Origin of the sequence: Pseudomonas sp. Irchel s3h14 (assembly GCF_900187425.1) — a bacterium.
GTDB lineage: Bacteria > Pseudomonadota > Gammaproteobacteria > Pseudomonadales > Pseudomonadaceae > Aquipseudomonas.
Genome location: NZ_FYDJ01000003.1, coordinates 249,923 through 262,909 on the forward strand (window position 1 = coordinate 249,923; position 12,987 = coordinate 262,909).

Consider the following 12,987-nt stretch of genomic DNA (forward strand, 5'->3'; position numbering starts at 1 on the left):
CCTAATTCACGAGAAACCGGGGGGGGGCAGCTCCTGGAAATCTCGCCAGTTACATGTTGCGAATGTCTTCGTCCGCGTTGAGCACGAACTCGAATCCGATCCCCACTTCCTCTAGCGTCTCAGTAACGCGGCCAATAAAAAACTCGCCTTGTTCTGGCAACTCATACAAACCAAGAACACGAATGATGGGGTGTTTACCGAGCGCACCAGGAATCTCGGTATAAATCTCACCGCTTTCGATGAAGGCTATATATGTGTTGATTTTCTCTTGAAGCAACAGCAGGTGCTCGCCTTGTTCGGCTTTGTCGCCCCATTCGAGGTGGTCAGTGATAATCAGTACCATGTTGTTAGGCTCCCACTTTGGGACTCCCCAGATATCAATTACCTTTGGATTTGTGATGGACATGCCTGCTCACTCAGAAGATCGGATTCTGGAAAATATCGCGCCTTGGTCGTCACACCTTTTCCCAAGAGTTTGAAGTCACTCGCCCTTGAACCCCTGCCCCCTATGTAACACTCGAAAAATAGGGGCCAGGTCCTGGGAACATTTGCCTAAGGCTTGGCTCGGTCCCACTGACACTCTTTCAACCTGTCTACGTCAGTACCACTCTCTTTTCGCATGTCGATGTTGCCATCTGCGTCTAGGTAGATATCGGTGTTAGGCCACTTCGGTGTGATGCTGATGCAATGATTACGCCCTTCTTTTTTGCTCCACCACGAAAACTCCATGAAGAATTCGTCGTCTGGGAAGAGCACCCCATTATCAACCGCACCACCTCCAGGAAGCATTCCACCTTTGTAAATCCGGTCTTGGACGTTCCAGATGTACCGGAACTCATCTCGCCCAGCTTTAGAGTAGTGAACATTCACGGTCGGCAAAGCTATGTCCCAGTGAGTGACCACTAAATACAACACAGGTATCCACAGTATCCGTATGTACCATGTCCGACGCTTACTGGCATTTGTGGGCACGGATTCCATCCCCCCAATTCGCTGGTGGTACTGCTAACACTTCATCCATGATCATCTTCGCGGTTACTCCCCCTGTCGGATGCTGCTTGGCGAGCTTCATCCCAATTTCAATGGATACCCTATCGGCAACGTCGTCCCATGATCGCGGTTCAGTCCATGGACTCGCCGTAGTATGTGGACCGGGATGCACTCTCTCCGCTCCAGGTTTGCTCATCTCGCCAGTTTTGGTAGCGGCGTCCGACAAAAACTGTGCAGCGCCAGCGCCATCCAGTAGCTCGCTCTCTGACAAGCCACCTATGATTCCTACGTATCCATAGTGGATGTTCGACCAGATGTCGTAAAAGTACTCGTAAGCCCCCTGTTTATGGTGCAGGCCAACAAACAGCTTACGAAGCTTCGGTTTGTGATCCCAGTCCATCCTTGGGCCCACTTTACTTGCCCAGATTACCCACGATGTAGCTGTGTCTCTGTACTTGCTCAGGGCGCGTGCCGCTGGTCCGCCCAAGCCTGAGAGTTGTGGAGGCTCCCTGTCTGCCGCAGTGGGATCATAGTTGTTAAGTCTTTGCATCCTTAAAACTTCCGGGCTCTGTATGTTTCGGTTCATCTCATCAGCGATGTAGTTGGCCAGCCCTTCCATTTCGTCGGGGTGATTGCAAACGGCGGGGTCCGCTCCTGGTTCAGGCTTCGCGTCCGGCCGTTTAGCAGCGGCCTTAGGATCTACAAGAGCATTTGCAGCGGTTGCCTTCTCTGTCAGCTTTGGATCAGCCAGCAGTGTGGCCATTTTCTCATCGTCCACAGTGCCATCTGGCCGGAATGCTCCGAGCGCCATGAAGTTGATGATTGTTGCACCACCAGCATCCCCCATGACAAAGCCGCCACCTACATCGCCTGACCCGGTGATGATGGTTCCGCCATGGCTGGTAGGACTACCCAAGTGAGCCATAGGGCGTCCGTTCACTTGAATCGAGGGAAACCCGGTGGTGATAACAGCGCCACAGCCACAGGTATCGCCAACACGGGCAGAGCCCATGAAGTTGATGTTTGTGTCAGCGGAGGCAGAGGCTATCGGGGTGGTGCCATGACCGGGCATTGGGCAGACATGCTTGTCACCCAGTCGCGCAGAAGAAATCATGAATCGTCCTTGAATCGTTGTGAAGAATTCCAGCCTGTAGCTGGGCAGCATCGACCTTACCGGGAAGCTCAAGCGCTGGCTTTAGGACAATTCCTAATTGCAGTGCTGAATGCTCCCTGTTCCGTGTCATTTGCTGGGCTGCACATGGTAACCGCTCTAGCACGACGGTATGAATGGCGGCATTTGGCCACAGCTTGGTTCGATCCAAGCTTAGCAAGCCATTATTTTTTAAACTGAACACCCGATAACTCGGAGATATTAGGACCGCTCACCGACGCGTAAGAATCAACTGTAGTGGTCAACTAATCCCGGACGACGTTAAGTTTTTTTTCGGCTCAATCTGAGTGGTGGCCTCACCGTACTGGCATCTAACAGTTACGGTTCGAGGCTCGACAATGACCCTAGCGGTGTACGTTTTCCCTTTATGTACCGTTGATACGCTCGACTCTTGATGTGCCATTTCCTACCTCAGAATGTACCGATCAATCGTTCAGCTTAGACACATTCATCGCATGACGGCCAACTAGCATTTTTACTTTGATTTAACGGCCGGTGTCACTGACATCTCATCGAAATCCGATAGACCTATAGACGTGGGTAGACCTTTGATCGGGCCTACGATGATCTCGTCTACTCCGTTCTCGCGATTGAAGCTGTAGATATTCTGTCCACCCCACTTGTCTGCGTTAGGAAGCATTTGCCCGTTCTGTTTGGCTACCCAGCTTGCCCGATACTTCCCATATAGAGAGCCCGAGTAATTGACCTTGAGAGCCTCGTCCACCTTATTTTTGAGTTCTTCTGGTGAGCATTCAATCGTTGGATTGAAGAACCCCCGGTTTTGGCACGACATACGAAAAAGGACGGAAGCCAACTTTACTGCATCGACTTCCACGAGAACAAAAAAGGCGTCTTGCAGTTCGAAGTGGTACTCGCTTTTGGGAGTGCCGGGGCTGTATAGGAGAGAGCAACAATCCTTGGGATACTTCATGGGCTCCCCGCCCTGGGCCAAAAGCTGCTTGTAGGTAAGGCCTTCGGCGGAGCGGATTACCCCACCAGGTGCTTCCGCAAAGCTGGTGCTGGTAACAGAGAGAATCGCCAGTGCGCTGAAAATCGATAGCAGGTGCCGCATCATCAAATCCTTATGATTGATTAGAAGGGATCAAAAATAGCTGCACATGGGTGACTTGCACCATCACATGCCCCCAAGCATTGGCCATTCTTGCCCTAAATTTGCCCTAAAACGAAATGCCAGAAACGAAAAAGCCCCTGAAATCTTTAACAATTTCAGGGGCTTAGTCTTATTCAATAATGGCGGAGAGATAGGGATTCGAACCCTAGGTACCGGTGAAGGTACAACGGATTTCGAATCCGTCCCATTCGGCCACTCTGGCATCTCTCCAACGGCGCGCATCATAACAACACTTTTGCCGGAAGCGAACCCCCTAAGCGAAATTTTTCCGTGCTATCAGATGCTTGCGTCGATTAAAGCGGTACGCCCAGACGATTGGCGACTTCTTCATAGGCTTCGATGACGTCACCGAGGCCCTGACGGAAGCGGTCCTTGTCCATTTTCTTGCCGGTGGCCTTGTCCCACAGACGGCAGCCGTCCGGGCTGAATTCGTCGCCCAGGACGATGGAGCCGTCGGAAAACACGCCGAATTCCAGTTTGAAGTCGACCAGCAGCAGGCCGGCGTCGTCGAACAGTTTGCTCAGGACTTCGTTGACCTTGAGCGACAGTTCTTTCATGCGAACCAGTTGCTCGGCGGTGCCCCAACCGAATGCCACGACGTGGGATTCGTTGATGAACGGGTCGCCCTTGGCGTCGTCCTTCAGGAACAGTTCGAAGGTGTAAGGGTTGAGCTTCATGCCCTCTTCAACGCCCAGGCGCTTGACCAGGCTGCCGGCGGCGTAGTTACGCACGACGCACTCGACCGGGATCATGTCGAGTTTTTTCACCAGGCATTCGTTGTCGCCCAGCAGTTTGTCGAATTGAGTCGGCACGCCGGCTGCTTCGAGTTTCTGCATGATGAAGGCGTTGAACTTGTTGTTCACCATGCCTTTGCGGTCGAGCTGCTCGATGCGCTTGCCGTCGAACGCCGAAGTGTCGTTGCGAAACAGCAGGATCAAGCGGTCAGCGTCGTCGGTCTTGAAAACCGATTTGGCTTTGCCGCGGTAGAGTTCTTCACGTTTTTCCATGATGGGCTCCGCTTGCTAAGTAGGTGGGCTAGGCGATGTGTCGCCAGTCGAGCCCTGAATCTTGATCGGCCAGTTGCAGCCAGTCCGGGTCGCACCCGAGGGTGTCGACAAAACATTGCCGGGCCAGCTGCGGCAGGTTGTTCTTGCTGCTCAGATGGGCCAGGACCAGGTGTTGCAGGCCTTGCCAGCCCAACTCGGACACCAGGAATGCCGCCTGATGGTTGTTCAAATGCCCCAGTTCACCGCCTACCCGCTGCTTGAGAAAGTACGGGTAGTGACCGCGAGCCAGCATGTCACGGCAATGGTTGGCCTCGATCATCAACGCATCGAGGTCCCGATAGCCGTCCAGCACCTTGTTGCAATACGAGCCCAGGTCGGTCAACAGGCCAAAACGCCGCTCACCGTCACTGAAGACATATTGCGTCGGCTCCTGTGCATCATGGGCCACGGCAATGACGCCGATGCTCAGTGCGCCGATCTGCAGTTGCTCGCCGCCGGCCAGAAGGCCAGCCGGTTCAATTGGTTTGCGCATCCCGCGCAGGGTACCGCGACTGAGGTAGACAGGCAGATTGTAGCGCCGAGACAGCAAACCCACGCCATGCACGTGGTCGGCATGTTCGTGGGTCACGAGTATCGCGCTCAGCTGCGCAGGGTTCACACCCAGGCGCAGCAGGCGTTTTTCGGTTTCCCGCAGGGAGAAACCACAATCCACCAGCACATACGTGTCAGCGCTGGCTATCAGCGTGCCGTTCCCTTGGCTACCGCTGCCGAGAACGGCAAAACGCATGTGATCAGCCCAGGTTGTCCTGAATCACGCTCAATACCTTGCGCGCCACATCTGCCGGCGCCACGGTGTTGATGTTTTTCTCGACGGTAACCTGGACGTTTTCGCCAACCTTGCTCAGGCGAACCTGATAACGCTCGGCACGGGCTTCAACTTCTTCCTTGTCCGGCTTGCTGCCGAACAGACCACTGAAGAAACCTGGCTTCTCGTCCTTCTTCTCGGCTTTTTCGGCCAGGTTGATGTAGTACAAGCCCAGGCTGCGGTTGATGTCTTCTACGCGCCATTCGCCCTGTTCCAGCGCACGACCGACGCTCGACCAGGCACGATCCAGATCGGTGCCGACGTTCAGGACAGGGTTGCCGCTGCCGTCTTCGCTCAGGCTGACACGACTTGGCGTATCGGAGTCACGCGAGGCCAGCATGGAGACCGAACCGCCCTTCTCCGAGGTGCGGCTCATGCTCGCGAGCATGTCGTCGACCAGTGCCGCGTCCAGGCCAGTGTTGACCGAACGGTTGGTGAAGGCCACGTCGGAGGTGCTACCAGCAGGACGCTCGGCGCTGACCACGTAGATTTCACTGGTGTTGCGCTGCACGCCTGGCTCGATGCGGACCCGCACGCGGGTTTCGCTGTCGGCACCGACACCGGCTGCGCTCAGGCGCTTGGCCATCGCAGCGGACAGTTCGTCGGAATGCTGCCAGGTGGTGGTGAATTCGCCGGTTTGCGGACGCTGTTCGTCCAGACGGAAACCGTTGTCCTGGAAGAACTGCACGGCCACTGGCCAGGCTTCGGCTGGCGGGTTCTGAGCGACGATCCAACGCGAATCACCGGTCTTTTGCAGGGAGTAGGCGCTGGCGTCAGCCGCTGCCGACAACGGCTGCGGACGAGGAACGATGTACTCACCCTTGACGCTGTCATCGGCCACGTTGCGCGGGATCGGCAACAGCGGATCCAGACGCTTGGCGGTGCTGACATCCGGCGGCAGTTGCATGGGTGCAGTCTGTTGCGCTTCCAGGTAATCGCTACCGCGGTCACGGAAATAACCTTCCGGGCCCCAGACCCATCCGCAGCCACTGGTGCTGGAGATGATCAAGGCAAGTGCGGAAAGTCCGGCCAATCGCTTCATGCGTAGTACTTCCTCAATTAAACCAGGACGCTGCACTGGCGCAGGGCCGTGCGAAGCGTTTCATGACAAGGTGCGCTCAGCCAGGTCAGCGGCAGGCGAATGCCTTCGTGCATCAGGCCCATTTCGACCAAAGCCCACTTCACCGGAATCGGGTTGGCTTCGATGAACAGATCCTTGTGCAGCGGCATCAATTTTTTGTTGATTGCCCGTGCAGTCTCGGCGTCGCCCTTGAGCGCGGCCTCGCACAGGTCAGCCATTTCGCGCGGGGCGACGTTGGCGGTGACGGAGATGTTGCCCTTGCCGCCCATCAGGATCAGCTCGACAGCGGTCGGATCATCGCCGGACAGCACGATGAAGTCCTTGCTCACGCCATCAAGGATTGCCTTGGCACGCTTCATGTCGCCGGTGGCTTCCTTGATACCGATGATGTTCGGCACAGTGGACAGGCGAATCACGGTCTCGGCCTGCATGTCGCAGGAGGTGCGGCCAGGAACGTTGTAGAGGATCTGTGGAATGTCGACCGCTTCAGCAATGTGCTTGAAGTGCAGGTACAAACCTTCCTGGGTCGGCTTGTTGTAGTACGGAACGACCAGCAGACAGGCGTCGGCCCCGGCCTCTTTGGCGTTGCGGGTCAGTTCTACGGCTTCGCGGGTCGAGTTGGCGCCGGTACCGGCGATGACCGGAATGCGGCCATTGACCTGCTTGACCACGGCCTTGATGACGGCGATGTGTTCGTCTACATCGAGGGTTGCCGACTCGCCGGTAGTACCGACTGCGACAATGGCATGGGTGCCGTTTTCAAGGTGGAAGTCCACGAGTTTGCTGAGGCTGTCCCAGTCAAGACGCCCTTGTGCATCCATGGGTGTGACCAGTGCCACCATACTGCCCGCAATCATGAAACCGCTCCTGCCGGAAAAAGAGAGCGGTAATGGTACTGGCGCCAAGATGCTTGTACAAGCGAAGTACTGCGCTGCTGCCATTCCCCTTGGCGCTGCTTTTCGCTACCCTTCAGACTTTGATCGGTACTGATAAGCTCGTACGCCGGGTTCCAGCCTCCATTTTCGGCATCACAAGCCCCGATCCAGCGTTGCCACCCTTCGCTCTTGCCACTCTGGAGCACGTTGCAACCTTGCGGCTCGGGTTTTTTGAATTCGCATCCGCAGGCTCGCTCCCGGTAAAAAAAGCCCGTAGAAGTATCGACCGCTCATCGCTTTAGGAATGCTGCATGTCCACCCCCACAGTTCGCGAACAATTCCTTGTCATCAGTGCCCTCGGCGCCAACCCCATGGAGCTGACTAACGTCCTGTGCCGCGCCAGCCATGAAAACCGCTGCGCCGTGGTCACCTCTCGCCTGACGCGTCATGGCGAGTGCAGTGCGTTGATCCTCGAGATCTCCGGCAGCTGGGACGCCCTGGCGCGCCTCGAAGGCAGCCTGCCGAGTCTCGCCAAGAAGCACGCCTTTACGGTCAATGTGGTACGCAGCGCGGCGCTGGAGAACCGTCCTCAAGCCCTGCCATACGTCGCTTATGTCAGCTCGGCTTACCGCTCGGACATCATTAACGAGCTGTGTCAGTTCTTCATGGACCACAACGTCGAGCTCGAGAACCTGACCTGCGACACCTATCAGGCTCCGCAAACCGGCGGCACCATGCTCAATGCCACGTTTACCGTGACCTTGCCGGCCGGCGTGCAAATCAGCTGGCTGCGCGATCAGTTCCTGGATTTCGCCGACGCGCTGAACCTGGATGCCCTGATCGAACCGTGGCGCCCACAAAACCCAATGTAAGGAAGCTTTCATGGCCGTTGCCATCGACCAACCGGTTGCCGACTTCGAAGCACCCGCCACCAGCGGGCAGACCGTCAACCTCGCGAGCCTCAAAGGCAAGCAGGTGGTGATTTACTTCTATCCGAAGGACAGCACGCCAGGCTGCACCACTCAGGGTCAGGGCTTTCGTGATCAGCTTGATGCTTTTAAAGCCGCCAACACTGAAGTCTTCGGCGTGTCCCGCGACAGCCTCAAATCCCACGAAAACTTCAAGGCCAAGCAGGCGTTCACCTTCGAGCTGATCAGCGACAAGGAAGAAGCGCTCTGCCAGCAGTTCGACGTGATCAAGCTGAAAAAGCTCTATGGCAAAGAATATATGGGCGTTGATCGCAGCACGTTCCTGATCGACAAGGACGGTGTGCTGCGTCAGGAATGGCGCGGTGTGAAGGTGCCGGGTCATGTGGATGCGGTATTGGCTGCAGCTCAGGCGCTGAACAAGGCCTGATTATTTGGCTTCTATTCGGACGTCTTCGCGGGCAAGCCTCGCTCCTACAAGATTTCAGATCCTGTAGGAGCGAGGCTTGCCCGCGAAGAGGCCCTCAAGTCTAACAATCACAGCAGCGGCGCCACCACCGGCTCTTTGCGCGGCCAGGCGTCCAGCACAGCCTTGAACAGGGTCGCCAGCGGAATCGCAAAGAACACACCCCAAAAGCCCCACAACCCTCCAAACAACAACACCGCGCAGATGATCGCCACCGGATGCAGATTGACCGCTTCCGAGAACAACAGCGGCACCAGCACGTTGCCATCCAGCGTCTGGATGATCCCGTAGACCGCCATCAAATAGATGAACTGATCGCTCCAGCCCCACTGGAACAGCGCAATCAGCATGACCGGCACGGTCACCACCACTGCGCCGACGTAAGGCACCACCACCGACACGCCCACCAGTAATGCCAGCAGTGCCGCGTAGTTGAGGCCCAGAACAACGAAACCGATGTAGGTCACGCCACCGCAAATGAAAATCTCGATGACCTTGCCGCGAATGTAATTGGCGATCTGCCGGTTCATCTCATGAGCGACGCGGGTGATCAGCGCTCGCTCACGGGGCAGGTAACCCCGCACCCACTGACCGATCATCTCCCGGTCCTTGAGAAAGAAAAACACCAGGATCGGCACCAGCACCAGGTAGATCATGATGTTCACCAGCAACGGCAGACTTGACAGCGAGAACGTCAGCGCCCACTGACCGAACTTGCCGATCTCGCCCCGCGCCACTTCGATGGCCTGCAGCACCTGCTCGTCGGACACCAGATGCGGGTAGCGTTCAGGCAGCAGCAATAACAGCGACTGCCATTTGGCTAGCATGCCGGGTAATTCGTTGAACAGCGTGATCAGCTGATGCCAGAGCAACGGCACCACGACGATAATGAATACCAGTAAAACGCCCATGAACAAGGCGAAGACCAGCCCCACCGCCACCCCGCCCGGCATGCGCAGGCGCTCTAGAGTGACGACCAAGCCTTGCATCAGATACGCCAGCACCATCCCGGCCAGCACCGGTGCGAGCATGCCGCCCAGCGTTAGCACGGCGGTAAACGCCAGAAACAGCAGGACCGCCAGCACCACGGCCTCTTCATCGGAGAAGTAGCGCTGAATCCAGTCGCGTAACACCTTGAACATCAATAATCCTTAGAAACGAACGCAGTAGAATTCAGGCTTTTTTCAACCAATAGCGGTATACACCCGCTTCATCTTCTTCACGAAGCAGCGTATGACCCGCCAATCGGGCAAAGGTGCGGAAGTCGCGCTGCGAGCCCGCATCAGTGGCAATTACCTTCAGCACTGCGCCGCTGGCCAGTCGATTGAGTTCCATCTTGGCCTTGAGCAACGGCAAGGGGCAGTTCAGGCCGCTGGCGTCGAGCTCGGCGTCATGGGCTACAGCGTCGGTCATTGCATCACTCCGGGGTCTGGTGGTCGAGTGGCTAGAATATCTGGTCCGAAGCGTAGTGTCCGGCTACAGTAAGGTCTTTGTCGACTAAGGCTTTGTGCATGACTTTTTTGCGCCCTACCCTGCTGACGCTCGCTTGCCTGCTCGCCTCACCGGGCTTCGCCGACGACCTGCCGTCACTCGGCGACGCCAGTTCTGCCATCGTCTCGCCGCAACAGGAACATCAGTTGGGCCGTGCCTGGCTGGCGCTGTTGCGCAGCCAGGTTTCGCAACTCAACGATCCGCAGCTCAAGGACTACGTTGAATCCAGCGTCTACAGGCTGGTCGAGACCAGCCAGGTCAATGACCGGCGCCTGGAGTTCATCCTGATCAACAGCCCGCAACTCAACGCCTTCGCGGCACCAGGCGGCATTGTCGGGGTTAACGGCGGCTTGTTCCTCAATGCCCAGACCGAAGGTGAATACGCCTCGGTACTCGCTCACGAATTGGCTCACTTGTCGCAGCGCCACTTCGCCCGTGGCGTCGAAGCCCAACAGCGCATGCAGGTGCCGATGATGGCCGCGCTACTGGCCGGGATTGTGATTGCCGCAGCTGGCGCCGGCGACGCCGGGATCGCGGCCATTGCGGGCACGCAGGCGGCAGCCATTCAGGAACAGCGGCGTTTCTCTCGCCAGAACGAACAGGAAGCCGACCGCATCGGCATCCTCAATCTGGAAAAGGCTGGTTACGACCCGCGCTCGATGCCGACCATGTTCGAGCGATTGGCGCGCCAATACCGCTTTGACGCCAAGCCACCGGAATTTCTGCTGACTCACCCGGTGACCGAGTCGCGGATCGCTGACACGCGCAACCGCGCCGAACAGGCAAAACCCGGCGGCATCGAAGACACGATGCGTTATCAGCTGATTCGTGCACGGGTCCAGTTGATCTACGAAGAAACCCCAGGCCTGGGCGCCAAACGCTTTCGCGCCCAACTTGATGAAAACCCGAAAAATGATGTCGCTCGCTATGGCCTGGCCATCGCCCAGATCAAGGGCGGCCAGCTGAATGAGGCACGGGAAAACCTCAAGTTGCTGCTGGCCAAGTCGCCGAACGAGATCATCTACAACCTGGCGCAGGTCGATCTGGACATTACCAACAATCGCCTGCCGGACGCCCAGTCCCGGGTTGACCGGATGTTGACGCAGTATCCCGGCAACTATCCGCTGAATTCTGTGCGTGTTGACCTGCTGCTCAAACAGAACCGTGCGCCCGACGCGGAAAAAGCACTGGAGAATCTGCTCAAGAGCCGTCCTGACGATCCAGACGTCTGGTACATGGTGGCCGAGACTCGCGGCCTGTCAGGCAACATCATCGGCCTGCATCAGGCCCGCGCCGAGTATTTCGCCCTGGTCGGGGATTACCGTCAGGCCATTCAGCAACTGGACTTCGCCAAGCGCAAGGCAGGCACCAACTTCCCGCTGTCATCGCGAATCGACGCACGGCAACGTGAGCTGATGGAACAGGAGCGCATGATCAAAGACATGATGGGCTGACGCTTGTCAGAAAAAATTTCAGACATAAAAAAACCGCCTCTTTCGAGGCGGTTTTTTATTCAGCCAACAACCGGATTATTCAGCCAGTTTGAAGGTGATGAAGCTGGCGCGTCCTTGACGCAGAACCCGCATCGACACCGAGCGGTTCTTCGGCAGCGCCTTGGCGATATCCGTGAACTCCTTGGTGGAACCGATTGCCTGATTGTTCAGGTGAGTGATCACATCGCCTGGCTGCAGGCCAATCAGAGAAGCAGGACCGTCCTGGACTTCCTTGATGACGACGCCGCCTTTGAGGTCGTAGGTTTTCTTTTGTTCATCCGTCAGCTCGACCACGGAAACACCCAGCCGGTTGCTGCTGCGCTCAGTGGTAGATTTCGGCAGCGCATCCAGCTCTTTGCCTTCTTCCGGGATCGCGCCGACTGTCAGCTCGACATTCTTGCGTTTGCCTTCACGAATCACTTCCAGATCAGCTTTCGAGCCGGCCTTCAGCGCGCCCACCAGATGCGGCAGATCGGCGGACATGACGATCGGTTGGCCGTTCATGCTCAGGATCACGTCACCGACTTGCAGGCCACCCTTGGCTGCCGGGCCGTCATCCTGGATCTGAGCCACCAGCGCGCCGGCTGGCTTATCCAGACCGAACGACTCGGCCAGGTCCTTGTTCACTTCCTGAATCACCACACCCAACCAGCCACGGCTGACTTTGCCGCCGCTTTTGAGCTGATTGGAAACGTCCATGGCTACGTCGATAGGGATCGCGAACGACACGCCCATGAAGCCGCCGGAACGGGTGTAGATCTGCGAGTTGATGCCCACCACTTCACCGGCCAGGTTGAACAGCGGACCACCAGAGTTACCCGGGTTGATCGGCACGTCGGTCTGGATGAACGGCACATAGTTTTCGTTCGGCAGGCTGCGACCGATGGCGCTGACGATACCTTGGGTCACGGTATGGTCGAAACCGAATGGCGAGCCAATAGCCACGACCCACTGGCCGGCTTTCAAATCCTGGGATTTTCCGAGTTTCAGGACCGGCAGATCCTTGCCTTCGATTTTCAACAGCGCTACGTCGGAACGTGGATCGGTGCCGATCAGCTTGGCTTTCAATTCGCTGCGGTCAGCGAGGCGGACGAGGATTTCGTCTGCATCGGCAATCACATGGTTGTTGGTCAGGATGTAGCCATCAGGCGAGATGATGAAGCCCGACCCCAGGGACTGGGCTTCGCGTTTACGATCGCCGCGTGGCGTACGCGGCTGTGGCGGCATACCGCGCTCGAAGAACTCGCGCAACATGGGCGGCAAGCCTTCAAGGTCGGGCATCTGCTCGTTCACTTTGCGGTCTGGCAGTTTCTGCGTGGTACTGATGTTCACCACCGCGGGCGAGGCCTGCTCGACCAACTGTGTGAAGTCCGGCAACTCGGCCGCCTGAACAGCGACCGCCTGACCAAGCACCAGCACGGTGGCAAAAATTGAGAGATAAGACTTCAAGCGTGGTATCGACATACGGCTCCCGTTACGACGAGCATGGT

At 57.1% G+C, this 12,987-nt stretch carries 13 protein-coding genes and 1 tRNA gene; 3 read left to right on the top strand and 11 right to left on the bottom strand.

Translation table 11 applies throughout. The features are described from left to right. Nucleotides 1-49: 49 nt before the first annotated feature. The 8 genes from CKW16_RS07795 to dapA all read right to left on the bottom strand — a co-directional run bounded on the left by CKW16_RS07795 (nucleotide 50) and on the right by dapA (nucleotide 7,103). Nucleotides 50-406, bottom strand: a complete 357-nt coding sequence (locus tag CKW16_RS07795) for a DUF6572 domain-containing protein (protein ID WP_095127922.1) — start codon at nucleotides 404-406, stop codon at nucleotides 50-52. Between the two features lie 546 nt (nucleotides 407-952). Further along, entirely contained in the window at nucleotides 953-2,104 is a 1,152-nt protein-coding gene (locus CKW16_RS07805) for a polymorphic toxin type 44 domain-containing protein (RefSeq protein ID WP_095128135.1), read from the bottom strand. A 532-nt stretch (nucleotides 2,105-2,636) separates the two neighbouring features. Next, nucleotides 2,637-3,233 (bottom strand): hypothetical protein, encoded by a 597-nt coding sequence (locus CKW16_RS07810; RefSeq protein WP_095127924.1) that lies wholly within the window; start codon nucleotides 3,231-3,233, stop codon nucleotides 2,637-2,639. Nucleotides 3,234-3,413: 180 nt separating this feature from the next. After that, nucleotides 3,414-3,503: transfer RNA gene (locus CKW16_RS07815), tRNA-Ser, on the bottom strand. 83 nt (nucleotides 3,504-3,586) lie between these two features. After that, complete coding sequence (purC, locus tag CKW16_RS07820) at nucleotides 3,587-4,300, bottom strand: phosphoribosylaminoimidazolesuccinocarboxamide synthase (protein WP_008034929.1); 714 nt, start codon at nucleotides 4,298-4,300, stop codon at nucleotides 3,587-3,589. 28 nt (nucleotides 4,301-4,328) lie between these two features. Next, nucleotides 4,329-5,087, bottom strand: a complete 759-nt coding sequence (locus CKW16_RS07825; RefSeq protein ID WP_008034928.1) for an MBL fold metallo-hydrolase — start codon at nucleotides 5,085-5,087, stop codon at nucleotides 4,329-4,331. A gap of 4 nt (nucleotides 5,088-5,091) precedes the next feature. Beyond that, complete coding sequence (gene bamC / locus CKW16_RS07830; RefSeq protein WP_095127925.1) at nucleotides 5,092-6,207, bottom strand: outer membrane protein assembly factor BamC; 1,116 nt, start codon at nucleotides 6,205-6,207, stop codon at nucleotides 5,092-5,094. A 17-nt stretch (nucleotides 6,208-6,224) separates the two neighbouring features. Continuing rightward, nucleotides 6,225-7,103: a 4-hydroxy-tetrahydrodipicolinate synthase gene (gene dapA, locus CKW16_RS07835; protein WP_095127926.1), complete on the bottom strand. Its 879-nt coding sequence runs from the start codon at nucleotides 7,101-7,103 to the stop codon at nucleotides 6,225-6,227. 329 nt (nucleotides 7,104-7,432) lie between these two features. Here dapA and CKW16_RS07845 point away from each other — a divergent pair, with 329 nt between their 5' ends. Then, nucleotides 7,433-7,993 (top strand): glycine cleavage system protein R, encoded by a 561-nt coding sequence (locus CKW16_RS07845; protein ID WP_008034925.1) that lies wholly within the window; start codon nucleotides 7,433-7,435, stop codon nucleotides 7,991-7,993. Between the two features lie 10 nt (nucleotides 7,994-8,003). Further along, nucleotides 8,004-8,477, top strand: a complete 474-nt coding sequence (locus tag CKW16_RS07850) for a peroxiredoxin (RefSeq protein WP_008153083.1) — start codon at nucleotides 8,004-8,006, stop codon at nucleotides 8,475-8,477. Nucleotides 8,478-8,584: 107 nt separating this feature from the next. Here CKW16_RS07850 and CKW16_RS07855 read toward each other — a convergent pair whose 3' ends face one another. Both CKW16_RS07855 and CKW16_RS07860 read right to left on the bottom strand, forming a co-directional pair. Further along, nucleotides 8,585-9,655 (bottom strand): AI-2E family transporter, encoded by a 1,071-nt coding sequence (locus CKW16_RS07855; RefSeq protein ID WP_010462259.1) that lies wholly within the window; start codon nucleotides 9,653-9,655, stop codon nucleotides 8,585-8,587. Between the two features lie 31 nt (nucleotides 9,656-9,686). Further along, on the bottom strand, nucleotides 9,687-9,926 hold the full coding sequence (locus tag CKW16_RS07860; protein ID WP_007930235.1) for a sulfurtransferase TusA family protein: 240 nt from the start codon (nucleotides 9,924-9,926) through the stop codon (nucleotides 9,687-9,689). Between the two features lie 98 nt (nucleotides 9,927-10,024). On the opposite strand from CKW16_RS07860, the gene CKW16_RS07865 reads away from it, so the two are divergent. After that, nucleotides 10,025-11,458 (top strand): M48 family metalloprotease, encoded by a 1,434-nt coding sequence (locus tag CKW16_RS07865; RefSeq protein ID WP_095127927.1) that lies wholly within the window; start codon nucleotides 10,025-10,027, stop codon nucleotides 11,456-11,458. Between the two features lie 75 nt (nucleotides 11,459-11,533). Here CKW16_RS07865 and CKW16_RS07870 read toward each other — a convergent pair whose 3' ends face one another. After that, on the bottom strand, nucleotides 11,534-12,961 hold the full coding sequence (locus CKW16_RS07870) for a DegQ family serine endoprotease (protein WP_095127928.1): 1,428 nt from the start codon (nucleotides 12,959-12,961) through the stop codon (nucleotides 11,534-11,536). Nucleotides 12,962-12,987 lie beyond the last annotated feature (26 nt).

What these genes read in the sequence shown, in the direction of transcription:
- dapA (WP_095127926.1), bottom strand. Translation starts at nt 7,103, where the DNA reads ATGATTGCGGGCAGTATGGTGGCACTGGTCACACCCATGGATGCACAA.
- CKW16_RS07870 (WP_095127928.1), bottom strand. Translation starts at nt 12,961, where the DNA reads ATGTCGATACCACGCTTGAAGTCTTATCTCTCAATTTTTGCCACCGTG.
- CKW16_RS07805 (WP_095128135.1), bottom strand. Translation starts at nt 2,104, where the DNA reads ATGATTTCTTCTGCGCGACTGGGTGACAAGCATGTCTGCCCAATGCCC.
- CKW16_RS07855 (WP_010462259.1), bottom strand. Translation starts at nt 9,655, where the DNA reads ATGTTCAAGGTGTTACGCGACTGGATTCAGCGCTACTTCTCCGATGAA.
- CKW16_RS07860 (WP_007930235.1), bottom strand. Translation starts at nt 9,926, where the DNA reads ATGACCGACGCTGTAGCCCATGACGCCGAGCTCGACGCCAGCGGCCTG.
- CKW16_RS07865 (WP_095127927.1), top strand. Translation starts at nt 10,025, where the DNA reads ATGACTTTTTTGCGCCCTACCCTGCTGACGCTCGCTTGCCTGCTCGCC.
- CKW16_RS07845 (WP_008034925.1), top strand. Translation starts at nt 7,433, where the DNA reads ATGTCCACCCCCACAGTTCGCGAACAATTCCTTGTCATCAGTGCCCTC.
- bamC (WP_095127925.1), bottom strand. Translation starts at nt 6,207, where the DNA reads ATGAAGCGATTGGCCGGACTTTCCGCACTTGCCTTGATCATCTCCAGC.
- CKW16_RS07810 (WP_095127924.1), bottom strand. Translation starts at nt 3,233, where the DNA reads ATGCGGCACCTGCTATCGATTTTCAGCGCACTGGCGATTCTCTCTGTT.
- CKW16_RS07850 (WP_008153083.1), top strand. Translation starts at nt 8,004, where the DNA reads ATGGCCGTTGCCATCGACCAACCGGTTGCCGACTTCGAAGCACCCGCC.
- purC (WP_008034929.1), bottom strand. Translation starts at nt 4,300, where the DNA reads ATGGAAAAACGTGAAGAACTCTACCGCGGCAAAGCCAAATCGGTTTTC.
- CKW16_RS07825 (WP_008034928.1), bottom strand. Translation starts at nt 5,087, where the DNA reads ATGCGTTTTGCCGTTCTCGGCAGCGGTAGCCAAGGGAACGGCACGCTG.
- CKW16_RS07795 (WP_095127922.1), bottom strand. Translation starts at nt 406, where the DNA reads ATGTCCATCACAAATCCAAAGGTAATTGATATCTGGGGAGTCCCAAAG.